Below are 23602 nucleotides of genomic sequence, written 5' to 3' on the forward strand. Positions count from 1 at the left end.
CCTCCGGACCCCGGGTGCTGACACACCCGGGGGACGGTGGCACCGTGGAGAGGTGAGTGACACACGACAGGACACGCAGGGCAGCGGCGCACCCAGCCGCTCCGACACGGGGTTCTTCGGCCAGCCCCGGGTGCTGGCCAACCTGTTCGGGGTGGAGCTGTGGGAGCGGTTCAGCTTCTACGGCATGCAGGGCATCCTGCTGCTCTACCTCTACTACTCCGCCGCAGACGGCGGCCTCGGCATCGACGAGGCCGTGGCGACCGGCATCGTCGGGGCCTACGGCGGTGCGGTCTACCTCTCGACGATCCTGGGTGCGTGGCTCGCCGACCGGATGATCGGTCCCGAGCGGACCCTCTTCTACGCCGCCATCTGCGTGATGGCGGGCCACGTCGCCCTGGCGGTGGTGCCGGACCTCGCCGGCGTCGGGCTCGGCCTGGTCCTGATCGCCCTCGGCTCCGGTGGCGTGAAGGCCAACGCGACCTCGCTGGTCGGGTCGCTCTACGACGAGCACGACCCGCGCCGCGACGCGGGCTTCTCGCTGTTCTACATGGGCATCAACATCGGCGCGCTGCTCGGCCCGCTCCTGACCGGCCTGCTGCAGAAGGAGGCCGGCTTCCACTGGGGCTTCGCCGCGGCCGCGGTCGGCATGGCGATCGGCCTCACGCAGTACGCCATCGGCCGGAAGAACCTGCCGGAGGAGACCCACCACGTCGCCAACCCGCTGCCGGCGGACCGGCGCGTGGCGTACGTCGTCGGGGCCGTCGTCGCGCTCGCCCTGGTCGGCGTGCTGGTGTGGCTCGAGGTGATCACCGCCGACCGGCTGGCCAACATCGTCATCGGCATCAGCCTGCTCGCGGCGATCGCCTACTTCGCGCGGATCCTGACCGACAAGGACGTCCACGGCGCGGAGCGCAGCCGCATCTTCGCCTTCATCCCGCTGTTCGTCTGCAACGTCGTGTTCTGGTCGCTCTACCAGCAGCAGTTCACCGTCGTGACGCTCTACGCCGACAAGCGGCTCGACCGCGACCTGTTCGGCTGGGAGATGCCGATCCCGTGGGTCAACAGCATCAACCCCGTGTTCATCATCGTCCTGGCCGGTGCCTTCGCCGCGCTGTGGACCAAGCTCGGCGACCGCCAGCCGATCACCCCGATCAAGTTCGGGGCCGGCACGGTGCTCATGGGCGTGGCGTTCTTCGCCTTCCTGCTGATGCCGCCCGGCGCGGACGCCGCCCCGCTGATCGGGCTGGTCGGCATCCTGCTCCTCTTCACCGTGGCCGAGCTGCTCATCTCCCCGGTCGGCCTGAGCGCCACGACCAAGCTGGGGCCGAGGAAGTACCTGACGCAGATGGTCGCGCTCTACTTCCTCTCGATCGCGCTCGGCACGGCACTGGCCGGCACCTTGGCCGGCTACTACGACCCGAGCGACGAGGCGCCGTTCTTCATCTGGATCGGCCTCGCGTCGGTCGTCACCGGCGCCGTGGTGATGCTCGCGTCGAAGCCGATCCACCGACTCATGGCCGGCGTGGACTGACGTGGTCGAGGCGCTCGGGTGGGGCGCGCTGGCCGCCAGCTCCCTGGTGGTCGGCGCGGTCCTCGCGCTCGTGCGCCCGTGGCCGCGCACGGTCGTCGGGCTGGTGCTCGGCTTCGGTGCCGGCGCGCTGATCGCGAGCGTCTCGTTCGAGCTGGCCGAGGAGGGCCTGCGGATCGGCAGCGGGTACGCCGTCGCCGCCGGCCTGGCGCTCGGCGGGCTGACCTACTTCGTCGCCGACCGGCTCGTGGAGAGGTGGGGCGGACGCGGGGGCGGGTCGTCGGCGGGGGCACCCCTGGCCGTCGGGGCGTTCCTCGACGGCATCCCCGAGCAGGCCGTGCTCGGCATCGGGATCGCGTCGGGGGAGGGCGTCAGCGCCGCGCTGGTCGTCGCGATCTTCGCCTCCAACCTGCCCGAGGCGATCGGCTCGGCCGCCGACATGCGGTCCGCGGGCCGGTCCCGGCGCGCGGTCGTCCTCCTGTGGACCGTCGTCGCCGTGTGCTGCACCCTGGCGACCCTCGGCGGCACGGCGCTCGCCGACACGGTGACCAGCGACGCGCAGGCGTTCGTCGACGGGTTCGCCGCGGGCGCGCTGCTCACGATGCTGATCGACTCGATGGTGCCCGAGGCGAAGGACAAGGCGAGGGACTGGGCCGGCCTGGCGACCGTCGCCGGCTTCGCCCTCGCCGCGGGGCTCTCGCTGCTCGGCGGCTGAAAGCGGAGTCGGCCGCTGTCCGGTGACCCCGCGAGTCCGGGCAGGGGTCAGTAGCCGCCCTCGGGCGGGACCATCTCGCCGCGCACCCCGAGCAGCCGCACCGGCCGGTCGTCGTCGAGCGCGAGGTAGAGGTCGTGGGCCGTCCCCGCGATCACGTCCACGTCGTACGTCGCCTCGGGCAGCTTGCGGACCCGGGTGAAGGTGAAGAACGGCGCGAAGCGGATCTTGAGGTGCACCCGCTGCACCGCGCGGCCCTCCTTGCGGACGTCGTCGACGACCCGCTCGGCCAGCTCGCGGAGCGCGGCGCGCACCTCGTCGTGGGTCAGCAGGTCGGCCTGGTAGGTCGTCTCGCGGCCGTGGGCGCGCGCCACCCAGGGGGTGTCGTCGGGCCGTGCGCGTCCGCCGCCGCGGCCGAGCCGCCCCAGGTGCGGGCCGTTGGTCGGCCCGAAGGCGTCGACGAGCGCCTCCTCCTCGGCAGCCGCGAGGTCGGCCACGGTGCGGATGCCGATGGTGTCGAGCCGCCGGGAGATCTTCGTGCCGACGCCCCACAGGGCGGTCGTCGGCCGCTCGCCCATGACCTCCATCCAGTTGTCGCGCGTGAGCCGGAAGACGCCCTGCGGCTTGCCGAAGTCGGTGGCGATCTTGGCCCGGACCAGCGTGTCGCCGATCCCGACCGAGCAGTGGAGCGCGGTCGCCTCGAGCACCGCCGCCTGCACCTGCCGGGCCGTGGCGACCGGGTCGTCGGTCTCGACGCCGACGAACGCCTCGTCCCACCCGAGCACCTCGACGACCGCGCCCGGGGTCGCCCGCAGCGTCTCCATCACCCGCGCGGACGCCTCCTCGTAGACCGGGAAGTCGACCGGCAGGAACACCGCGTCGGGCGAGCGTCGCTTGGCCAGCTTGAGCGCCAGCCCGCTGCGGACGCCGTGCGCGCGGGCCTCGTAGGACGCCGTCGACACGACCGCCCGCTCGGTCGGGTCACCCCGCCCGCCGACCACCACGGGCAGCCCGACCAGCTCCGGGCGGCGCAGCAGCTCGACGGCGACGAGGAACTGGTCCATGTCGACGTGGAGCACCCAGTGCGGCATCCGCCCATTCTGGCCGCAGGCACCGACGGCGCGGCGGGACCGACGGAAAAGCGGGTGCGGTGCGGGGTGCCCGGCGCCTAACCTCGTCCACGGCGAGATCAGCGGCGGGGCCGGAGTTCCGGGTCCCGTACCGCGCGTCGTACCTCGCCGCACTGCCCTCCACGGCACTGGCATCGGAGCTGTCCACTCCAGTGAGTTCGACTCTCACTTCCTCTCACGGGTGGTGGCCGGTGACGGGTCGCGCCGTCGGGCCCTGAGGCGGAGCCGGTCAGCACGACGGCTCCGGTCCCCGCCCGTCGACGTGGTCACCGGCCACCACCCCAGGACATCACCGAGCCGACATCACCGAGCCGACATCCCCGAGCCGACATCCCATCCATCCACCACCGCGCTCCGCGAAGGAGGTTTCGCCCATGTCCCTTGATCTCATGACCCTCAAGCTCCTGCTCCTGCCCACCTGCACGGTGCAGCCCTGGGAGGCCCTCCTCGAGCGCCGCGACGGCGAGGCCACCGTCGTCCTCGGCCCCGGCCGGCACGTCGTACGCCGGCGCGCCGAGCACCAGGTCGTCGACCTGCGCGAGCGGATCGACCTGGTCCCGGTGCAGGAGGTGCTCACCGCGGACGGCGTGACCGCCAAGGTGTCGGCCGTCTTCCGCTGGACGGTGGCCGACCCGGTCGCGTTCACCGAGCTCGTCCGCGACCCCGTCGGCGCGGTCTACCTCGCCGTCCAGCTCGGCCTGCGCGACGTGCTGGCCGAGCAGGAGGCCGAGGCCCTCGTCCGGGCGCCCCGGACCCGGCTCGCCGACGGCGTCCGCGACCGGGCGGCGTCCGCCGCGGCCGAGGTCGGCATCCGGCTCGTCGACGTCGTCGTCAAGGACGTCGTGCTGCCGGCCGACCTGCGGGCGGCGTACGCCGAGCTCGTCGTGGGCCGTCACCGCGCGCAGGCGCAGCTCGAGGCGGCGCGCGCCGAGACCGCGGCGCTCCGTTCGCTGGCCAACGGCGCCAAGCTCCTCGACGAGCACCCGTCGCTCGCGCAGCTGCGGCTGGTCCAGGCGCTGCCGCCCGGCTCGCGGGTCGAGCTGGTGCAGCCCGGGCGCCCGCCCGCGCGCGAGGACTGACGCCCGCCGCCCGCAGGGGTCGCCACCCCTGCGGGCGGACCACGACGTACGCCCGCGGCGTACGGTCGAGGGCATGACGAGCGACGAGCACGCGGAGCCCGACCCCTACGCCGAGCACCCCGAGGAGTCGGTGTTCCCCGGGGCGGGCGAACGGGTCAGCGACGCCGACCGGCAGCGCGCGCTGGACGCCGAGCCCGAGGGCAACGCCACGGTCGGCGACACGGTGGACACCGACGACCTCGACTCACGCGCCCACGAGTCGGGCGCCGGGGCGGAGGAGTTCTCCGAGCAGGTCGACGGCGGTCACCGGGTCGACTGACGCACGGTCAGCCGAGGGCCTCCGCCAACCCGTCGAGCAGCCGGTCCACGTCGGCGTCGTCGTTGTAGGCGGCCAGCCCGATTCTCAAGCCCGAGTCGACGGAGAGACCGAGCGCGCGGAAGGTCTCGTGCGCGTAGAACGTCCCGGCCGGCACGAGCACGTCGCGCTTGGCGAGGTGCTCGAAGACGTCCACCGGCGAGCGGTCGCGCAGGGTCAGGAAGAGCGTCGAGGTCCGGTCGGCCGCACGCGAGTGGAGCGTGACGCGGTCGCCGAGCGCCGCGAGCCCCTCCTCGATGCGCGTCCGGAGCCGCAGCTCGTGCTCGGCGATCCGCGCAGCCGCCGAGACCAGCCGCTCGCGCCTCGTGGTGCCCGACCCGAGGGACGCGATCAGGTCGATGGCCGCGGTGACGCCGGCCATCAGCTCGTACGGCAGCGTGCCGAGCTCGAAGCGCTCCGGCACCACGTCGGTCGACGGCAGCAGCTTGTCGGGCCGCAGGGTCTCGAGCAGGGCGGGGTCGGCGACCAGCGAGCCGCAGTGGGGGCCGAAGAACTTGTAGGCCGAGAGCACCAGGAAGTCGGCACCCATGGCCGTGAGGTCGGGCGCGGCGTGCGCGGTGTGGTGGACCGCGTCGACGTGGACGAGCGCGCCGACCTCGTGCGCCCGCGCCGCGACGGTCGCGACCGGGGGCCGCGTGCCGAGCAGGTTGGAGGCGGCGGTGAGCGCCACGAGGCGGGTCCGCGAGGTGATCTCCCCGAGCGAGGACAGGTCGAGCTCACCGGTCGCCGGGTCGAGCCGCAGCCACCGCACGGTGACGCCGGCGCGCTCGGCGGCCTGGATCCAGGGGCGCACGTTGGAGTCGTGGTCGAGCTCGCAGAGGACGATCTCGTCGCCGGGCGCCCACCTGCGCGCCAGCGTGCGGGAGACGTCGTACGTCAGTGCGGTGGCGCTGCGGCCGTGGACCACGCCGCCCGGGTCGCCGCCCACGAGGTCGGCGACGGCGGAGCGGTAGCCGGCGACCGCGTCCTCGGCGTTGCGCTGGCTGACCAGGGCGGAGCCGCGCTGGGACAGCGGACCCGTCAGCGTCCGGGCGATCGCGTCACCGACGACGCGCGGGGTCTGGGTCCCGCCCGGGTTGTCGAAGTGGGCGATGCCGGAGTCGAGCGAGGGGAACCCGGCACGGAAGGCGGTGACGTCGAAGGCGGACACCCCCGCACTCAACCAGACGCTCAGCTCGCGATGTGCACCACGGCGTCACCGGAGTTGACCAGCGGGGCCTCGGTGCGGCCGATCACGATGCCGTCGCGGTTGGAGTAGACGGCGCGCAGCGTCTTGCCGAACGAGTCGAAGAGGGTGCCGAGCCGCTCGCCGTCGCTGACCTTCTGGCCGAGGTGGGCGTCGAGGTGCAGGATGCCCGTCCGGCGGGCGCGGACCCATCCGCTGGAGCGGCACTCCAGGCTCGGCTCGACCGGGGCCTCGTCGACGGGATCGGTCATGCCGAGCGCCGCCAGCACGCGGCGTACGCCGACCACGCCAGCCTCGACGGCGTACGTGTCGAAGCGCAGCGGCTCGCCCGCCTCGTAGAGCAGCACCTTCGCGCCGTGCTCGCCGGCGGCGTGGCGCAGCGACCCGTCGCGGATGCGGGCGTGCAGCATCACCGGCGCGCCGAAGGCCGCGGCCAGCTCGCGCGTGCGGGGGTCGTCGAGGTCGGCGCGCACCTGCGGCAGGTTGCTGCGGCGGTCGGATCCGGTGTGCAGGTCGATGCCGACCTCGCAGCCGGCGACGATCTCGCGCATGAAGAGGTGGGCGATCCGGCTGGCGAGCGACCCGCGCGCCGAGCCCGGGAAGGAACGGTTGAGGTCGCGGCGGTCGGGGAGGTAGCGGTCGCCGTTCATGAAGCCGAGGACGTTGACGATCGGCACCGCGACGAGGGTGCCGCGGAACGTCTTGGGGTCGAGGCCGGCCATCACCTGGCGCACCACCTCGACACCGGCCACCTCGTCGCCGTGGATCGCGGCGTCGATCCAGATCCGCGGGCCGTCCTCGCGCCCGTGGACCACCCGCACCGGCAGCGTCACGTCGGCGCCGGTGACCAGACGGGTGATCGGCAGCTCGAGGGCCCGCACCGAGCCGGAGCGGATCCGCACGCCGCCGATGGCGAACGACTCGCGGGGCACTAGGCCTCGCTCACGGGTGTCGCGGCACGTGGGGTCACGACCGTCAGGGTAGTGCGGATGCCGGACGACGCAGGCTCGCCCCGGCCGCCTCACGGGGGGAGGAGGGGCCGGGGCGAGCGGATCGGGTCGTCAGCTGCTCAGCGAGGTGGTGTCGCTGTCGGACCCGTCGGTGCCGCTGTCGGTGTCGGGCTGGCCGTCGCCGTCGAAGTCCGGAGCCTGGTCGGTCGTGCCGCCCTGGCCCTGCGTCAGGTCACCGGGAGGGCCTCCCGGCTGGCCGCCCATCTCGCCGCCCATCTCGCCGCCGGGCACCTGGCCGTCGCCGTCCAGGTCGCCCATCGGGCCGCGGCCGTCACCGCGCTCGCCCCAGCCGGGGCCGGTCCGGGTCGTGGCGGTGTCGGTCGCGCCGTCGTCGCCGACGGCGTAGCCCACCCCGAAGCCGGCGCCGCCGACCGCGAGGCCCGCCACGACCGCGCCCGCGGCGACCGCGCGGCGGCCCGAGGGGAGTCGGCGGGGGAGGCGGTCGCGCCAGGTGCGCCGGGCGGGGGTCGTGGCGTCGTACGCCGGTGCGGTCGCGTCGCCGGTGGCGGGCGGGGTGGGCAGGGAGCTCTCGGTCATGTGCGTGTCCTTCGTGAGGGGGTTGGAGGGTCGGGAGGCGGGCGTCAGCCCATGGGTCCGCCGGGCGCGCCCATCTGGCCTCCAGCGGGCGCATCGCCCGCGGTGACGGTGGTCGCGGTGCCGTCGACGGTGACGGTGTAGGTCTCGCCCTGGCTGATGTCGGCGGAGGAGAGGACGACGGAGGCGAAGTCCTTCCGGGGCGTGCAGGTCGCCACCTCGGCGCCGTCGGCGTCGGTCACGACGACCTCCGACCCGGCCGCGGCGGTGGTGTCGAGGGCGGTGGCGATCCAGCCCTGGGCGGAGTCGGTCGACGGGGCGACCATCATCCCGGCGCTGCCGGTGGCGAGCAGGGTGCCGCCGCTGACGTCGAAGGTGCCGTTGACGTCGAGCGCGCCGTTGCCGTCGGTGGTCGGGCCGTAGACGGTGATCTCGCCGCCGGTGATGGTGGCGTTGCCGTTGGAGTCGAGGCCGTCGCCGCTGGCCCACACCTCGAGCGTGCCCCCGTTGACGTACAGGGCGACCGAGTCGTCCGCCGCCATGTCGCCGCCCGTCTGCCCGGGCTGGCCGTCGGTCGAGGCGCTGTCGTCGGAGGAGGCGGCGTTGACGCCGTCGTCGGCGGAGTGGAGCTCGACGTCGCCGTCGTCGATGACGACGAGGGATCCCTCGAGCGCCTCCTCGGAGCCGGCCACGTCGACCGTGCCGCCGCTGATGAGCACCTGCACGCCCTTGATGCCGTCGTCCTGCGAGGTGACGGTGAGATCGCCGCCCTCGATGAGCACGAAGCCGGCGCCGGCGTCCTCGGTGTTGTCGGACCTGAAGGTGTCGCCGGTGGCGTCGACGGTGACGGTGCCGTCGGTGAGGACGAGGTAGTCCTTGCCGACGATGCCGTCGTCGACCGACGTGACGTCGATGGTGCCGCCGCTGATGACCACGCCGTCCTTGCCGACGATGCCGTTGTTGCTGTTGCCGGTGACCGTCAGCGACCCGGTGCCGCCGATGGTCAGGTCGGCCGTGGAGTAGAGGGTCCCGGTGGGCGCGTCCTCCGACGTGTCGTCGTACGTCGCCGCGTCGGTGAGGGCGTTGGTGCTGCCGTCGGCGAGGACGACCACGACCGACTCCGCGTCGACGACGTCGATCGCCGCGGTGGTCTCGGAGGTGATCGTCGCGTCGTCGAGCACGAGGCGTACGACGCCCTCGCCGGCGCTGTCGACGACCACCTGCCCGGTGAGCTCACCGCTCAGGACGTACGTGCCCGCGGCCGAGACGGTGACGGTGCCGTCCGCGACGGTGACGGCGTCACTGTCGGAGCCGGCGGTCGTGCCGGACAGGGTGACGGCAGTCGCGTCGGCCTCGTCGTAGTCGGTGTCGCCGGTCTCGACCGTGACGTCCTCGTCGAGCACGTCCTCGACGGTCGTGCCCCAGACGGTGGACGCGGTCGAGGCGGGCGTGCTGCCCGAGGTCGACGAGCCGGACGTGCCGGCCACGGACGCGCCGCACCCCGCGAGGAGGACGGCGGCCAGGGTCCCGGCGACGGCCTGGCGGACGGGGAGCAGTCGCATGGAGGTGCGGCCTTTCGGTCGGTGGTGCCGCGCTCAGCGGCTCGTGGCGTCGATGCTCGACGCCCCACCTGTCGGGGCCGTGGGCTGACCTTGTGCGTCCCCTGTGAACGCAGGGCGGGCCCGCGCCGGGGGCGACCTCCTCAGCCGGGCTCCTGTCCCAGCCCTGCTCGGCGCGCGCGGGTGATCGCCTCCGAGCGGTCGGCGACGCCGAGCTTGCCGAGCAGGGCGGAGACGTGGTTGCGCACCGTCTTCTCGGAGAGGAACAGCTCGCGCGCGACCCGCCGGTTGTCGTAACCGCGGGCGACGAGGTCAAGCACCTCGCGCTCGCGCTGGCTGAGCTGGGGGAACATCTCCCGGCCGGGCTGCGCCGCGAGACCGTCGAAGTAGGTGCCGAGCCGGGCCGCGACCGTCGGACTGAAGACGGCCCCGCCTGCGGCCACGGTCGTCACGGCCTGGAGGAGGTCGGCGCGGCCGGCTCCCTTGACGACGTAGCCCCGTGCGCCCGCCCGCATCGCCGCGACCACCGCGTCGTCGTCGGCCGACATGGTGATCACCAGGACGCCGGTCCCGGGCGCGGCGGCGAGGATCTCCCGCGTCGCGTCGATGCCGGACCCGTCGGGCAGGTTGAGGTCCATCAGCACCACGTCGGGCCGCAGGCTCGCGGCCTGCTCGACGGCGCCGCGCCGGTCGTGCGCCTCCCCCACGACCTCGATGTCAGGTCTGCCGGACAGCGCGGCGCGGACGCCGTCGAGGAAGAGGGGGTGGTCGTCGACGAGCAGGACGGTGGTCATCGCAGTCCTCCGACGGCGTGGGGGAGCAGGGCGTGGACGGTCGTGCCGGCCGGGGTCGAGGACACCTCCAGGTTCCCGCCGACCTCCTCGGCGCGCTGCCGCATCGAGGCGAGCCCCAGCCCCGACCCGGCCGATCGCGCGTCGGCACCGGCAAGGCCGGCACCGTCGTCGGCGACGACGAGCTCGACGAGGCGCTGTCCGTCGCGCACCTGCAGGCTGACGCGGCTCGCCCCGGCATGTCGTACGACGTTGGCGAGGGCCTCGGCGGCGATGCGGTGCAGCGCCACCTCGACTGCGGGGTCGGCGGTGACGTCCGGTGCGAGGTCGACCTCGACCTCGAGCCCGGGCGCACGCACCCGCTCGGCGAGCGCGGCCAGCGCACCGGCCAGGCCGAGGTCGTCGAGCGCAGACGGACGGAGGCCGTCGGTGATCGCCCGCACCTCGGCGACGGCCTGGGCCACGCCGTCGCCGGCTGACCCGAGCAGCCGCGTGACGCCGGGCTCGTCCGAGAGGTCGCGCGCGGTCTCGATCTGGAGCCGCAGCCCGGCCAGCGTCGCGCCCAGCCCGTCGTGCAGGTCGCGACGGAGCTGCAGACGCTGGCTCTCGCGCGCAGCGACCAGGTCCTCCCGGCCGCGCTGGAGCTGCTGATGGAGCCGTAGCGCCGCGACTGCCGGCGCGACCTGGTCGGCGAGGCCGCGGAGCACCACGTCGTCGCGCTCGTGCAGCACGCGTTCGCCTGCGCGGGGCCAGACGTCGAGCTCGGCGACGACCTCGCCGCGGTGGACCATCGCGAAGGTGGCGACGGGGCTGGCGTCGGTGGTCCCGGAGGAGGCCACGGGGCCGGGCCCGCCGTCGAGCGCGAGCCGCACCCGCGCACCGGGCAGGCGCAGCGCCTCGACGACCGTGTCGCAGACGACCTGCGGCACCTCCGCCACGTCGAGCCCGGTGGCGGTCAGCCGTGCGGCGAGCGAGGAGGTCACCGTGAACGGCTCGGCGCGGTCGCCGTAGTACATCCGGTCCACGCCGGTCCGCAGGCGTCGCGCCAGCGGCTGGATCACGGCGCCGGTGAGGCCGGCGGCCAGGGCCGCGCTCAGGGCCGACCGGTCGCGGAGCAGCGACTCCAGCAGCGTGAAGAGCGTGAGGTAGGCCCCGGCCAGGCAGACCGCGAGGCTGGCGGCCACCAGCGCGCGGGCCACCGCCGTGTCGAGGTCGTAGAGCCCGTGCCGGGTGACCGCGACACCGATCGCGACGGCCAGCAGACCGGCGGCGCAGGCCTGGGCGACCACGTCGGCCGGCGTCGGGAGCACACCCTGCGCCGCCGTGGTGAGGATGAGCACGGCGGCGGCCCAGAGCAGGACCACGAGCTGTCGTCGGGCGAGCCCGCGCGAGCGTCGCAGCCGCAGCACCAGCGAGGTCATGGCCACCAGGGTTGCCGGGACCAGGAGGACCGCGGCCACCGGGACGAGGACCTGGGCCGCGGCGAGGTCGGTCCACGGCTTCTCGAGCGTGGTGCGCCCGTGGAACGGCTCGGGGTAGAGCCCGACGCCGACGGTGAGGAGGGCGATGCCGAGCACCGATGCGTACGACGCCAGCCGCCAGGTCCGACCCGGGAGCAGGCCGTCGGGGTAGAACAGCGGCACGAGCGTGAGGAGCGGCACGAAGCCGGGCACCCAGATGCAGCCCTGCACCTGGACGGCGAGGCCCGCGAGGGCCGAGTCGCCGGTGGCTCCGGCCGCCAGCGCGGTGGAGAGGGCGGCCGCGCCCGAGCAGACGCCGGCGGTCATGAGGGTCCACGCCAGCGCGCGGGACCCGGCGCGGAGGCTGCGTGAGGTCAGCACCACGGCCGCCATCACCGAGAAGGTGACGCCGACGGTGGCGTCCACGGGGAGCTGTCTGGTCGCGGGCAGTCCCCACGTGCCGTCGGCCAGCAGGACCACGACGGCTCCCAGGGCGGCGGTCACCCCGACCAGCGCGGCCAGGAGGGGCCCGAGCCGGACCGGGCGGCGGGGCCGCGCCCCGGGGCGGCGGATGCCACCCTCGGGGCGCGAGTTCTCCGGCACGTGCCGGAGTGTAGGTCGGGCGAGCACCGGGCGGGTTCAGTTCGCGGCGAGCCGGCGTCGGGTGACCACGTCGGCGAGGGCGACCACGACGCCGAGGGCCAGGAAGCCGGAGAAGAGCAGTGCGGCCTCGCCCAGCGCGAGTCCCGCGGCGCCGAGGACCACAAGCGAGCCGGCGAACCAGCGCACGAGCCCGCGGACCGCCGGCACCGCGGCGGCAGCCACGGCCACCACCGACATCGTGACGGCGATCCAGGCCTGGTCGAAGAAGTGCGGGTTGTGGGCGTGGTGGCCGGTCGTGGCGGCGTTCTGGAGCGCGACCTGGTCGATGGCGTACGGCAGGAGCAGCGCGCTGCCGACCAGGGCGAGCGGAGCCAGCAACGGGTCGATCCCGACCCGGCTGCGCACCAGCGGCCGCTGCGGGAGCGTCACCCAGAGCAGGGCGCCGGTGATCGTGATGAGACCGACCAGGAGGGGCGCACCGCCACCGGGGGCGAGGGCGGCACAGACGACGCCGCTCGCCATGAGGGCGAGGTGCAGGTAGCCCGCCCACGAGCCGGGACGTCGCCCGTGCCAGCCCGCTCGCAGCATCGCCAGGATCGGCCACAGCCACAGGGCGAAGAGGATCTCGCCCTGGCCGGTGAGCTGGTGGAACCGGTGGTCGGCCAGCTCACCCGTCGCGAGCATGCGGGTGATGTTGAGGGTGAACATCACCGGGAGGGCGCAGTTGAAGACACCGACCACCGCGAGGGCGGCACGCCGCCTCCGGCTCGGTCGGAGTACGTCGGTGGCGCGGGGCGTGACGTCGGTGGACGGGGACTGGGGCGTGGTGAGTGAGGTCATGGCACGAGCCTCCGGTGCCCGGTGTCCCGGCGGCATCGGACAGATGTCCCGGCCCGGTCCCGACGTCCGCGTGCGCTGACGGCGCTACTTGCCCCAGTTCTTGCGGCGCACGGCGCGGCGCGGCTTGCCGCCGGCGTACGACAGCGACGCGTCGACGAGGAAGCCCCGCTCGAGCGCCTCGCGCCCGATGAGCATCCGGAAGCCCATCTCGTCCCGGTTGCTCAGCGTCATCACGGTCGTGATCGTGCGGCCGGCGAGCGTCACGTCGAGCGCGACGGCGTACCTCTTCTCGACCTGGCCGTTGCTGGAGCGCACCTCGCGCATGTCGAGCACCGGCAGGCTGAGCTCGACGTGGTCCTCGTCGGAGCGCTGCCACGGGTGGATCGAGAAGCGCACCCACTCGTGGCCGTCGCGCTCGACCACCTCGAGGTCGAAGGCGTGGATCGACGACGACCGCGCGCCCGTGTCGATCTTGGCCTTCACCCACGGAACGTCGGCTTGGGGCAGCGCCACCCACTCGCGCCAGCCGACGACGACCTTCTCGGGATCGGTCGGCTCGGGGGCGGGGTCCACGGGGCCATCTTGGCAGGTGGCGCGCGTCGCGCAGGTGGTTGGATGACGTCCCATGAAGCTCGCCATCCTGTCCCGGGCCCCGCGGTCCTACAGCACGCAGCGGCTCCGGACCGCCGCCCTGGACCGTGGCCACGACGTGAAGGTGCTCAACACGCTCCGCTTCGGCATCGACCTCTCGGGCGACGAGCCCGACCTGCTCTTCCGCGGCAAGCAGCTGTCGACGTACGACGCCGTGCTGCCGCGCATCGGCAACTCGATCACCTACTTCGGCACCGCGGTCGTGCGGCAGTTCGAGCAGATGGACGTCTACACGCCCAACACCAGCTATGGCATCGCCAACAGCCGCGACAAGCTGCGCGCGACGCAGATCCTGTCGCGCCACGAGATCCCGATGCCGGCGACGACCTTCGTGCGCGACCGCGCCGACGTGATCCCCGCGATCGAGCGCGTCGGCGGGGCGCCGGTCGTGATCAAGCTGCTCGAGGGCACCCAGGGGATCGGAGTGATCCTCGCCCCGACGATCAAGGTCGCCGAGGCGATCATCGAGACGCTCCAGAGCACCCGGCAGAACGTGCTGATCCAGCGCTTCGTCAAGGAGAGCAAGGGCCGCGACATCCGCGCCCTCGTCGTCGGCGACCGCGTCGTGGCAGCGATGCGACGGGTCGCGCAGGGCGACGAGTTCCGCTCCAACGTGCACCGCGGCGGCAGCGTCGAGGCGGTCGAGCTGGACGAGGAGTTCGAGCGGGTGGCCGTCCGGTCGGCGCAGATCATGGGTCTGCGGGTGGCCGGCGTCGACATGCTCGAGGGCCGTCGTGGCCCGCAGGTCATGGAGGTGAACTCCTCGCCCGGCCTCGAGGGCATCGAGAGCGCGACCAAGCTCGACGTCGCCGGCGCGATCATCGACTACATCGACAACCAGGTCGCCTTCCCCGACATCGACGTACGCCAGCGGCTGACCGTCTCGACCGGCTACGGCGTCGCCGAGATCGTGGTCCACGGCGGCTCCGACATGGTCGGCAAGAAGCTCGGCGACTCCGGCCTCGACGAGCGCGACATCACGGTTCTCACCCTCCACCGCGGGCCGCACGTCATCCCCAACCCGCGCAACAAGACCGTGCTCGAGGGGGAGGACCGGCTGCTCTGCTTCGGCAAGCTCGAGGAGATGCGGTCGATGATCCCCGACCGCAAGCAGAAGCGCGTCCGGCGACTGATGAAGAAGCACCTGCCGCCCGAGAGCGCCTAGCTGTTCTAGACCTAGCCCGTGGTCCTTCGCCACGGGTGATGCCGGGAGGTGCGTGTCCGATCCACGATGGGTGCGACTGACCTCCCCCCGGCGATGCTCGGACGTCGCCACGGCACCGACGGCGTGGTGACCCATGGCTCCTGCGGACGACTCCGACGCCACCGACGGCACCCCTGTCCAGGGCATCCTGCTGGCGGCGGCCATGTTCGTCTTCGTCATCGACACGTCCTTCATGAACGTGTCGATCTCGGCCGTCGTCGAGGACCTCGACACCACCGTGAGCGGCGTCCAGTCGGCGGTGGCGATCGAGGCCCTCGTCTCCGCCGCCTTCATCCTGATCAGCAGCAAGATCGGCGACCTGTTCGGGCGCAAGCGGGCGTTCGTGCTCGGCATGGTGTTCTACGCCGTGGGGGCGCTCGCGATGGTCGTCGCGCAGGGCCTGGCAGCGATCATCGTCTTCTGGGCGGTGCTCGGCGGGCTCGGTGCGTCCCTCTACCTCCCGGCGATGCAGTCGCTGATCCACGGCAACTTCGAGGGCAAGACCCGCGCCAAGGTGTTCGCCCTCGTCGGCGCGTCAGGCGCGATCGCCGCCGCGATCGGTCCCCTGATCGGCGGCTTCGTCACCACCCTGCTCTCGTGGCGCGTCGGGTTCCTCCTGGAAGGGCTCATCATCGGGGTCGTGCTCCTGGGGAGCCGCGGCATCCGCGACGTGCCGTACACCGGGGACCGGTCGGTCGACCTCACCGGTGCGTTCCTCTCGGTGGTCGGCATGGGCGGACTCGTCCTCGGCGTCCTCGCGTGGCAGGAGGGCGGCGAGTACGTCGTCGCGCTCCTCGCGATCGGCGCCGCGGCGATGGCTGGCCTGGTGGCCTGGCTGCGCCGCCGCAAGCGCGAGGGCCGGGCCGCGCTGCTGGATCCCGGCCTCTTCTCGTCCAGGCTGTTCAGCACCGGGGTGACCCAGATCTTCCTCCAGCAGGTCGCGCTGGGCGGGATGCTCATCGCGCTGCCGATCTTCCTGCAGCTCGTCTGGGGCTACAACGCGCTCCAGGCGGGCATCACGCTCGCTCCGCTGTCGCTCACGATGTTCGCCGTCGCGCTGCTCGCCGGGAAGCGAGCCGGCCGGCGGAGGGCGAGCAGCATCGTCCTCGCAGGGTTCGTCCTGCTCGCCGCGTCGGTCATCGGCCTCATCCTCCTCGTGCCCCGGGCGGACAACGGGTGGCACCTGGTCGTCCCGCTCATGCTCGCGGGCGCCGGGCTGGGCCTGCTCGCCTCCCAGCTGAACAACTACGCCCTGTCGCCCCTCTCCGAGGAGCGGGTCGGCGAGGGCGCGGGTGTCACGTCGGCGACCGGATCGTTCGGGCTGTCGTTCGGCCTCGCCTTCGCCGGCGCGATCATGCTCGCCACCCTGTCCGTCTCCTTCACGAACATGGCCGAGTCGAGCAGTGTGCTGCCACCGGACGACCAGGAGCGGGTCGCCACGGTCCTCGAGGAGGACGCGCAGGTGATGAGCGACGCGCAGCTCGGGGAGCTCCTCGCCGGCCAGCCCGAGGACGTTCAGGACGAGGTCCTCGGCATCAACGACGATGCCCGGGACCTCGCCCTCCAGGTCGCCCTGCTCGTCGCGCTCCTCGCTGCGCTCGCCGGGGTCGTGGTCGGGTTCCGGATGACGCGGTTGCCGGATCCTGCGCCTTCCGAGACCGATCAGGACGTGGGGTTCGGGTGATGCGCGGGCCACAGATCGCCGCCTGTTGGCGCCGCACCTGGACATCGGGATCTTGGCGGTGCGATCGACCACGGGCCAGCGGAGCCTCCAGCGGACAGTTGTTGGTCATCTGCGACGTCCGAGGAATGGCCGCACTCAGCCCCACCCAGCCCTCGTCGTGCGGCGGTCACTCTCACCCCTGAGTTCAGGACCCTTGGGGTTGTCCCTGCCGCGCAACTTCCATCCCGCCCAGGCGAGGAACAGGACGATCAACGCGATACCGATCACGAACGGATCCACGGCAACCACCTCCAAGCACCTCGAGCGTATGCCTCGGTGGGCAGGTCAGCCGTTCATGTCTAGACATCCCGCGCGGTACCTCGATGCAGTCCCGGGCTCATTGGCGGAGAGTCGCAAGACGTCCTCACCGACCGCTCATCGGGGTCGATCCGGGACAGGATCCCCCCGCCACGGACAGGAGAGACCTGATGGTGTTGCCAACACGCTCACAGGTTCACTCCTCGCCTAGAGCGGCAGGCGTGCTCAGGCGGTGGGCTTGCGCGTGATCCGGTAATGCAGGGTCAGGAACGGGAAGCCGAAGATCCAGAACGCGTGCTCAGCGCGCAGCGTCCCGTCGTCGACGTGGACGTCGAGCTGCTCCTCGAAGCCGTGCATGGCGAGCGCGGTCAGCTCGTCTGCCGCCGTGTCGATGTAGGTCAGGTAGTGCCCGGCCTGGCCGTCGTGCGCCCGGCTGGTCAGCGACAGACCACGGTCGGGTCGTGCCTTCGGACGCAGAGTGGCGGTGAAGCTGCCCTCGGGGACGGGGAAGCCGACGCTGACGTAACCGGTGTCGTCGTGGGTGTAGGTGGTGTAGATCCCGAGCATGATCGGCTCGTCGTTGTCGGCGAACGACCGAACCCAGCCGCGCACGGACACCACGCCGTCGACGCCCGTGACGGTGTCGATCCGACTGTGGATCCCGCGTTGGGCCTCTCGTTGGTTCATCGGGAGGCTGGCCTGTCCGAGCGGGCGTGCCACGAGGGTGCGGTAGAGCAGGTAGCCGGGCCGGACCCACAGCCGCCACTGCGGCACGATGTCGAGGGCGAACCGGGTGGTGTGCTCGTAGAACTCCCGCACCAGTGGGTCGACCTGACGCGGGTCGAGCTCCGGTCCGGCCAGGGCGTCGAGGGAGGCGACGATCCCGGCGTCCGGAGCGTCGGCGACGTACTCCCCGCCCAGCTCCTCGGCGAGGTCCCTGACGTAGGTGGTGCCGACGTACCTGGAGCGCGCGGGCCGGGGCACCACGAACGGCAGGTCGGCTGCGCGGACGCGTTCGGCGAGCAGGCTGACCTGGGCGTCGCGGAAGACCAGTGCGGACAGGATGCGGTAGACGAGCACCGAGCTGCTGGCGACCGCCGCGCCCGAGGCGTGCCGGCGCGCGAGCACCTCCCCGACACAGAAGCCGACGACCGGGCCCATCGCGACCTTCTGGGGGCGCAGCCCCATCACCCCGACCGCGGCGCCCGTCGTCGCGCCGACCGTTCGAGGACCTGCGCCGGTCACCCTCCCCGAGAGCCAGCCCAACGGCGCGGCGAGGGCTGCACTCACCGCGATGCGCTGCCACAGCGGCGGGATCTCGCCCTCCTGTTGTCGGGCACGGGCCACCGCCTCAGATGCACCCAGCCCGATGGACCCGACCAACGCGGCGGCCGCGGCGGTCCTGACTCCGCGGTGCGCCGCCAGCGACGCTCCCGCGACCGCTCCGATCGAGGCTGCGAAAGCGGCCGACGACGTGGTGGACACCTTGGCGACCCTAGTCCGATCCTGATAGGCACGGGCACAGCCGTCGCACGAGATCCCCGAGATCAAGGGTCACGGTCCACCGAGACCCGGCATCGGGGACCGATGGCGGATGGGGAGGAACTCGGTGACACCCGGAGAGCGCACCAGCAGTCAGTCGTCGAGTGCGTCCTGGTCGTCGCGGGTCCGCACCCAGGGCGGGGGTCCGAGACCACGGCCGCCCGGAAGGGTCACGGAGACGACCGCGATGGCTCCGTGGTCGTCCTCGAACAGGTCGATCGTGAGCTGACAATCGAGCGCAGTTCCGTCGCCCGGTTCGTCGCCGGGTCGTGCGCCGCTGGCTGTCAGCACTACTCGGGTAGGAGCCCCGGCGACACCGGACGGGCTCGGCGTCGGGACGCCGCACGTGGTGGGCGGTGGCGATCCGCGCGTGATCGAGACGACCGGCTGGCCCAGGTCGTTGGCCACGGGGCGCACCGCGTACGCCACGACGGGGTCGCGCACGCGCCACCGCCAGTCGGGCGAGGTGGCCGACTGCGTCCCGTCGGCCGTCCCGGCCGCCTCACCGTCGACGTAGAGCCGCACCTCGGGCGCGAGGTGCGGGCGGGCCGAGCCGGAGACGAGGAAGCGCAGGAACGCCCACGCCTGGGCGTGGCCGGCGGCGTCGGCAGGGCAGCTCCACGACGGGGTCGCCGTCGCAATGACGACCACGACCTCGTCGGGCCGGACCGTGTCGCCGGAGGGCGGCACCGACCCCAGCACCTGCCCGGCCGGATCACACTGGGGCACCGGGTCGATCCGCGTCGCGATGCCGGCGCGGCCCAGCGCGCTGACGGCCTCGGCGGAGGTGAGGCCCACCAGGGAGGGCACCGTCGCGGCCCTCCGCTCGACCTTCTCGCGATCGGGCGGACCGGCCACGATCGCGACCGCGAACGCCGCCGCGACGACGGCGACGAGCGCGAGCACGGCGAGCGAGGGGCCGCGAGACCGCCCGCCGAGCACCTCCTCACGCAGCGCGGGTACGACGACCTGATCAGGGTCTGCAGACCGAACGATGCGGCGCCGCTGGTCCTCGATCACGCGATCGACCACCGCCGCGGCGCGGTCCGCCGGCACGCCGAGCTCTGTCGCCATCTCGACGAGGCGGCGGTGGCGCGCAGCTCGGTAGTCCTGGAGGTCCATCTACCGCTCCTGGCGCCCGGAGTCGTCGAGCGCGTCGAGGCGCCCGTCGACAACGAGCCACTTCTCGTCATCAGTGGGCGCCATCCACTGAGTTTCGCAGAACATCTGTCGGCGCCCAGGTGCCGTCCTGACCGGATCCCGGTGGGACCTGCCACGCCACCGTCGAATGACCGGACCTGCCGCATCGAGTGCGTGCCGTGGGACTCTTGTCGAGCGGGGTCGGAGCGATCGGGAGGGACCATGGCAGCAACTGGTGTGGAGGTCATCCGAGAGCTGGTCGCGCGGACCAACGCCCACGACCTCGACGGCATGGCGGCGTTGATCCACCCGGACTACCGGAGCGAGCAGCCCTTCCACCCCGCCCGCGGCTTCGGCGGCCGTGCGCAGATGAAGGCGAACTGGGGCGCCATCCTGACCGGGGTCCCCGACCTGCGCGCCGAGGTCCCGGCGTCGGTGCAGGACGGAGACGTGGTGTGGAGCGAGTGGCACTGGTGGGGCACGACCGAGAAGCGTGAGCCTTTCGAGATGCGCGCGATCACCCAGTTCACGGTGCGCGACGGGCTCGTGGTCAGCGGCCGGCTCTTCGCGGAGATGGTCGAGCAGGGAGGCGCCGACATCAACGACGCCGTCGAGGCGTCCTCGGGCCACCGCCCGCGGGTCGAGGACTGAGCTGGTCACGATGACTCTCGGGACGAGTTCGCGAAAGGTCGGCTACCGACTGCTGCGCGTGCCGGAGCAACTTGCCTCAATCCGCCACTTGTCGCTCTATCGCACTTTCAGTCCATGACGGGACGTCACTAGAGGAGAAGACGGCGGGCTTACGTCGGGGGTCGCTAGACAGCGACGCGCCACAGGCCGACCATGAGTCTCTGACCCGCGAGTTCGATTGCTTCGAATGAGCACTCATGACGCCCTCGGTACGCGATAGGGGGACGAGAATGGCTACGCGGCCCGGCCCTTCGATTGGGCTCCTGGTCGGCATGCTCCTTGTGTTCCTCGTGAGTTGTGACGCGGGTGGCCCTTCGCGTCAGCCGGCGAAGCGAAGTGGGGACGTCGCCGCGCCCAAGCACGACGCTTCGGGCGAGACGGCTGTGGAACCCAAGCATGAGGACCCGATGCCGTGTCCTTCGGGGCCAATGAGTTCGTGGGTGCTTCACCAGCCGACCACGCTCCCCGCGAGCGTCAACGATCTTCCGTGGATGACTCCCGACGTCGTGGTCAGCCGGGCGGGTACCGCGACCGTCGCCTTCGCGTCGGTCGACGAGGTCGTCCGCACTGCTGATGATCCGCCGGCTTTAGATGACCCTCAGGACCCGGCGCACGGTGAGCAGGATCCGCACTCGCCGATGGGCGGTGTTCAGATCGGCATCGACGCATCGGACGTGCAGACGATGATGGTCGAGGAGTTCGTGCGCCTGGTGGACAACAGCGGGTCCTCGAACGAGATCGTCGACCTGCAGATCCCCGATCGGGTCCCTGGCCGGGGGTGGTCGAGCTCTCCTGCGGAGGTGGCCGAGCAGGAGTTGCTGTACGAAGCGCACCTGGCGGTAAACGCGTCAGGCGCCGCTGTTCTGATGTGGCTCGACTCGGCCTACAACCTGCTTGCTGTTTATCGCGACAGCGCAGGGGCTTCATGGACCGCGCCCCAGCTCGTGCCAGCTTCTGCTGGAATATCCCCCACCTTCGAAGTAGGCATCGACGACGCAGGCCGGGTTGTGGTGGTCGGCAGGTATGGCGGCGAGCACGGCGTACGGGCCATCCGACGCAGTTCAGCGGGCAAGTGGGGGAAGGCGCAGCAACTGAGCGGCCCCGGCACGGAGTTCTACACAATGACGGTCGGTGCTGGAGGCGCCGCGGTAGCACTCCATGGCCCTCTCGACTTCGATGGCCCGGCTTCCGGGTCGCTGTTCGCCTCCCGGATGTCGCCGGCCGGTCACTGGCGTCCGCCGGTGCGGCAGTGGAACCGTGTCGCCTTCGACGAGGCGGTCGGCATGGACGGAAAAGGACGCGCGCTCATAGCAGCGTGGAACGGAGCTGATCTGATGGGGCGATGGAGCACGCCTGACGGTCGGTGGCGTCCCCCGTTCGTCCTTGCCAGCGACGTCTCCAGGACCACTAAGTGGGGACTGGCGGTGGCGGTTGCGGTGAACCGGCGAGGTGCGGCGGTCGTCGGTTGGGGCGCCCAAGGGCGGGTCTCGCAGGTCTGGGCCCGATACAAGCCCTCCGGACAGAAATCATGGACTCGGCAGGTCCGAATGACCCATACCGACGACGCCACGAAACTGTTCCGCGCCGCGATCGGAGAGTGCGGGCATGTGGCGTTCGTCTGGGAGACAAGCCGGGACACACAACTACGCGTCCTCCGCGCTTCGCCTCGTCCGTAATGCACCTCGGTTTCCCCTTGCTGCCACCTACCGAAAGCCCGCACCGTCCAGCACGTGGCTGCCGACTGTCCGCACTGTCGCAATAGGAGCGTCAATCCGCCGCGAGCGCGTCCGATCCACAGACGGTTGTGCCGGGCCCACGCAGACGCGGCTCATGTTCCCGTCGTCGCCGAGCCATGTTGTTTCATGCCGAGTCCGCGGCGGTCGACGTCTACGTCGCATCCCGGGCCCCTGAACAGAAGGAGGTGGTGGAGATCGAACGACGGGTGCTGCTGGTTGCGCCACTGCTCGAGACTCGCCCTCGCGCGACGTCGAACTGAACGCCGGTCAGGTCCTCGCCAGAGGCGACCATGTCTACCCCTTGTGGTTCGGGAGTCCGCCGCGGTCGTTACGGACGGTGAGGCGGTCACCACCGAGGTGGTCACGCTTCGCAGTGGATGCGACGCTCGCCTAAGCACACGTCGACACCGCCGCCGCCGTTGACTTGGTCGATGCCCGGCCCGCCGGTCAGGTGCTCTCGGTCGGGCCCGCCAGCAAGTCGGTCGTTCCCGAGGCCGCCTTCGGCTCGTCGGGGTCCTTCCGGGCACCAGGAGCGGCGCCATGGGCGGTCGCCCATGGTCACGTCGTCGTCTCCGCCACGACCACGGGCCACCGCGACACACGCGTCGGCTCGTAAGGTGTTGTTGAGCTCGTTGCCCGTAAGGGTGAGACGTGTGGCTTGGCCGCGGACGTCCTCGAAACCGGCGACGGATCGCGGAAGCGTCCGACGTCCGCCGGCGATCGTCTCGTCATGCAGGTCGATCTCGAGCCTCCCGGACGAGGACGCGCCAAGGAGGTCCCGGCCCATCCCGGCGTCCATCCTGCTCCCGGCCGCTAGAGCCGCGACATCGACGCGCAGCCGGTCGTCACCGCCAACAAGATCAACGGTGACCCGTGAAGCGGGCTGGCCCTCGAGCAGGTCTCCGAACAGGCGTACGTCGTCGCGCCCGTTAGTGCCTCGCACGGTGAGCGTCGCGGACGTGCCCAAGACGATCACTTCACTGGCGTCGTCCCACGTGAAGACGTTTGCCGTGTTGAACGTGCTGGCCTTGGCAGCAAGGTCGATCGCCCACATGTCTGTGCGTAGGAGCCAGGGACCGGAGAGGATGAGCGTGTTGGCGCCGGAGCCGGCCGTGAGGTGCCCATGCGGTGCCTGAGGTTCGAGGATGAGGAGTGTGTCGTCGCCCTCACCGGTGTCGACGGTGTCCGGCGATCGCTTCTCGCAAACGCGTACCCAGTCGTTTCCGCCGGCCGTGGAGACCGTGTCTGGTGCCCACCCGCGGCATGCGTCGACATGCTCGGTCCCTGGGCCGCCGGCTACCACGTCACTGCCTTCGCCGACATCCGTCGACAGGTACGCCTCGCGCGGCAGAGTGCTCGAGTCGACGACGTCGTCGCCGGTGCCCGGGAAGACTGCCCAACGTCCTGAGACCTCATCAGGGTGTGCAGTGGTCACGCAGATGGTGTCGTTCCCTGCTCCGGTCATCACCAGGCTCGCACCATTCGTGACGACAACGTCGTCTCCGGACGTCCCTCGCAGCGGCGAGTCGAAGTCAAGCGTGGCGCTCGTTCCGGCGATCGTGGCCTTCAGCCCGCGGCAGTTGGGCGCCGCGTCCTCGGCCGGCGCGCTGGCAAGTGCCGCAGCGGGCACCGTAAACGCTCCGATCATCAAGCCGACGACGGCCATGCGTGGAGCACGCCTCCAACCGGCCCTGCTCAGCGGTCCTCGAGACGTGTTCCTCACCCTCATGGCGGATGTCCTCCCAAATGGACGGTACGCCTGGCGATGGTGTGACGACCAGAGTTGTGTGAGCCGGGCACGCTAGCTCCCGCCGGGGCTGGTCGTCTCGGCTCCCGCGCCGGATCGGTTA

20 protein-coding genes are annotated in these 23602 nt (G+C 72.0%); 8 read left to right on the plus strand and 12 right to left on the minus strand.

Features of this window, described 5'->3' with window-relative positions; all coding sequences use genetic code 11:
* Positions 1-52 precede the first annotated feature (52 nt).
* A complete protein-coding gene (locus tag NYO98_RS18190) occupies positions 53-1531 on the plus strand; it encodes a peptide MFS transporter (protein ID WP_268113174.1) in 1479 nt (492 codons plus the stop codon).
* 1 nt (position 1532) lies between these two features.
* The gene (locus NYO98_RS18195; protein ID WP_268113175.1) at positions 1533-2243 is read left to right on the plus strand and encodes a ZIP family metal transporter; all 711 of its coding nucleotides are present in this window, start codon (positions 1533-1535) and stop codon (positions 2241-2243) included.
* A gap of 47 nt (positions 2244-2290) precedes the next feature.
* Here NYO98_RS18195 and NYO98_RS18200 read toward each other — a convergent pair whose 3' ends face one another.
* A complete protein-coding gene (locus tag NYO98_RS18200) occupies positions 2291-3331 on the minus strand; it encodes a DNA polymerase IV (protein WP_268113176.1) in 1041 nt (346 codons plus the stop codon).
* A gap of 413 nt (positions 3332-3744) precedes the next feature.
* Here NYO98_RS18200 and NYO98_RS18205 point away from each other — a divergent pair, with 413 nt between their 5' ends.
* A complete protein-coding gene (locus tag NYO98_RS18205; protein WP_268113177.1) occupies positions 3745-4449 on the plus strand; it encodes an SPFH domain-containing protein in 705 nt (234 codons plus the stop codon).
* A gap of 73 nt (positions 4450-4522) precedes the next feature.
* The gene (locus NYO98_RS18210; protein ID WP_268113178.1) at positions 4523-4768 is read left to right on the plus strand and encodes a hypothetical protein; all 246 of its coding nucleotides are present in this window, start codon (positions 4523-4525) and stop codon (positions 4766-4768) included.
* A 7-nt stretch (positions 4769-4775) separates the two neighbouring features.
* On the opposite strand, the gene NYO98_RS18215 is transcribed toward NYO98_RS18210, so the two are convergent.
* The 8 genes from NYO98_RS18215 to NYO98_RS18250 form a co-directional block, all read right to left on the minus strand.
* On the minus strand, positions 4776-5975 hold the full coding sequence (locus NYO98_RS18215; protein ID WP_268113179.1) for a cysteine desulfurase-like protein: 1200 nt from the start codon (positions 5973-5975) through the stop codon (positions 4776-4778).
* 20 nt (positions 5976-5995) lie between these two features.
* Positions 5996-6943, minus strand: coding sequence for a succinylglutamate desuccinylase/aspartoacylase family protein (locus NYO98_RS18220; RefSeq protein WP_268113180.1), 948 nt, complete (start codon positions 6941-6943; stop codon positions 5996-5998).
* A gap of 129 nt (positions 6944-7072) precedes the next feature.
* A complete protein-coding gene (locus NYO98_RS18225; protein WP_268113181.1) occupies positions 7073-7558 on the minus strand; it encodes a hypothetical protein in 486 nt (161 codons plus the stop codon).
* A 44-nt stretch (positions 7559-7602) separates the two neighbouring features.
* Positions 7603-9117, minus strand: coding sequence for a carbohydrate-binding domain-containing protein (locus NYO98_RS18230; protein WP_268113183.1), 1515 nt, complete (start codon positions 9115-9117; stop codon positions 7603-7605).
* A gap of 140 nt (positions 9118-9257) precedes the next feature.
* Entirely contained in the window at positions 9258-9908 is a 651-nt protein-coding gene (locus NYO98_RS18235; RefSeq protein ID WP_268113184.1) for a response regulator, read from the minus strand.
* The gene (locus NYO98_RS18240) at positions 9905-11968 is read right to left on the minus strand and encodes a sensor histidine kinase (protein WP_268113186.1); all 2064 of its coding nucleotides are present in this window, start codon (positions 11966-11968) and stop codon (positions 9905-9907) included. The genes NYO98_RS18235 and NYO98_RS18240 overlap by 4 nt, the downstream gene beginning before the upstream one ends.
* A 36-nt stretch (positions 11969-12004) precedes the next feature.
* Complete coding sequence (locus NYO98_RS18245; RefSeq protein ID WP_268113187.1) at positions 12005-12808, minus strand: hypothetical protein; 804 nt, start codon at positions 12806-12808, stop codon at positions 12005-12007.
* An 84-nt stretch (positions 12809-12892) separates the two neighbouring features.
* On the minus strand, positions 12893-13381 hold the full coding sequence (locus NYO98_RS18250) for an ATP-dependent zinc protease family protein (RefSeq protein ID WP_268113188.1): 489 nt from the start codon (positions 13379-13381) through the stop codon (positions 12893-12895).
* Between the two features lie 52 nt (positions 13382-13433).
* Here NYO98_RS18250 and NYO98_RS18255 point away from each other — a divergent pair, with 52 nt between their 5' ends.
* On the plus strand, positions 13434-14624 hold the full coding sequence (locus tag NYO98_RS18255) for a RimK family alpha-L-glutamate ligase (RefSeq protein ID WP_268113189.1): 1191 nt from the start codon (positions 13434-13436) through the stop codon (positions 14622-14624).
* A gap of 133 nt (positions 14625-14757) precedes the next feature.
* A complete protein-coding gene (locus NYO98_RS18260) occupies positions 14758-16347 on the plus strand; it encodes an MFS transporter (RefSeq protein WP_268113190.1) in 1590 nt (529 codons plus the stop codon).
* 522 nt (positions 16348-16869) lie between these two features.
* Here the strand turns inward: NYO98_RS18260 and NYO98_RS18265 are convergent.
* Both NYO98_RS18265 and NYO98_RS18270 read right to left on the minus strand, forming a co-directional pair.
* Positions 16870-18129 carry a hypothetical protein gene (locus tag NYO98_RS18265; protein ID WP_268113192.1) on the minus strand — a complete coding sequence of 420 codons (1260 nt, stop codon included), beginning with the start codon at positions 18127-18129 and terminating at the stop codon, positions 16870-16872.
* 150 nt (positions 18130-18279) lie between these two features.
* Positions 18280-19308 (minus strand): PASTA domain-containing protein, encoded by a 1029-nt coding sequence (locus NYO98_RS18270; RefSeq protein ID WP_268113193.1) that lies wholly within the window; start codon positions 19306-19308, stop codon positions 18280-18282.
* Positions 19309-19548: 240 nt separating this feature from the next.
* Here NYO98_RS18270 and NYO98_RS18275 point away from each other — a divergent pair, with 240 nt between their 5' ends.
* Both NYO98_RS18275 and NYO98_RS18280 read left to right on the plus strand, forming a co-directional pair.
* Positions 19549-19977 carry a nuclear transport factor 2 family protein gene (locus NYO98_RS18275; protein WP_268113194.1) on the plus strand — a complete coding sequence of 143 codons (429 nt, stop codon included), beginning with the start codon at positions 19549-19551 and terminating at the stop codon, positions 19975-19977.
* Between the two features lie 530 nt (positions 19978-20507).
* A complete protein-coding gene (locus NYO98_RS18280; RefSeq protein ID WP_268113195.1) occupies positions 20508-21692 on the plus strand; it encodes a hypothetical protein in 1185 nt (394 codons plus the stop codon).
* Between the two features lie 421 nt (positions 21693-22113).
* On the opposite strand, the gene NYO98_RS18285 is transcribed toward NYO98_RS18280, so the two are convergent.
* Positions 22114-23418, minus strand: a complete 1305-nt coding sequence (locus tag NYO98_RS18285) for a hypothetical protein (RefSeq protein WP_268113196.1) — start codon at positions 23416-23418, stop codon at positions 22114-22116.
* Between the last annotated feature and the right edge of the window lie 184 nt (positions 23419-23602).

The sequence above is a fragment of the Nocardioides pini genome, from assembly GCF_026712185.1.
GTDB lineage: Bacteria > Actinomycetota > Actinomycetes > Propionibacteriales > Nocardioidaceae > Nocardioides > Nocardioides pini.

What these genes read in the sequence shown, in the direction of transcription:
- NYO98_RS18200 (WP_268113176.1), bottom strand. Translation starts at nt 3,331, where the DNA reads ATGCCGCACTGGGTGCTCCACGTCGACATGGACCAGTTCCTCGTCGCC.
- NYO98_RS18205 (WP_268113177.1), top strand. Translation starts at nt 3,745, where the DNA reads ATGTCCCTTGATCTCATGACCCTCAAGCTCCTGCTCCTGCCCACCTGC.
- NYO98_RS18210 (WP_268113178.1), top strand. Translation starts at nt 4,523, where the DNA reads ATGACGAGCGACGAGCACGCGGAGCCCGACCCCTACGCCGAGCACCCC.
- NYO98_RS18225 (WP_268113181.1), bottom strand. Translation starts at nt 7,558, where the DNA reads ATGACCGAGAGCTCCCTGCCCACCCCGCCCGCCACCGGCGACGCGACC.
- NYO98_RS18230 (WP_268113183.1), bottom strand. Translation starts at nt 9,117, where the DNA reads ATGCGACTGCTCCCCGTCCGCCAGGCCGTCGCCGGGACCCTGGCCGCC.
- NYO98_RS18235 (WP_268113184.1), bottom strand. Translation starts at nt 9,908, where the DNA reads ATGACCACCGTCCTGCTCGTCGACGACCACCCCCTCTTCCTCGACGGC.
- NYO98_RS18245 (WP_268113187.1), bottom strand. Translation starts at nt 12,808, where the DNA reads ATGACCTCACTCACCACGCCCCAGTCCCCGTCCACCGACGTCACGCCC.
- NYO98_RS18255 (WP_268113189.1), top strand. Translation starts at nt 13,434, where the DNA reads ATGAAGCTCGCCATCCTGTCCCGGGCCCCGCGGTCCTACAGCACGCAG.
- NYO98_RS18260 (WP_268113190.1), top strand. Translation starts at nt 14,758, where the DNA reads ATGGCTCCTGCGGACGACTCCGACGCCACCGACGGCACCCCTGTCCAG.
- NYO98_RS18270 (WP_268113193.1), bottom strand. Translation starts at nt 19,308, where the DNA reads ATGGACCTCCAGGACTACCGAGCTGCGCGCCACCGCCGCCTCGTCGAG.
- NYO98_RS18275 (WP_268113194.1), top strand. Translation starts at nt 19,549, where the DNA reads ATGGCAGCAACTGGTGTGGAGGTCATCCGAGAGCTGGTCGCGCGGACC.
- NYO98_RS18280 (WP_268113195.1), top strand. Translation starts at nt 20,508, where the DNA reads ATGACTCCCGACGTCGTGGTCAGCCGGGCGGGTACCGCGACCGTCGCC.
- NYO98_RS18285 (WP_268113196.1), bottom strand. Translation starts at nt 23,418, where the DNA reads ATGGCCGTCGTCGGCTTGATGATCGGAGCGTTTACGGTGCCCGCTGCG.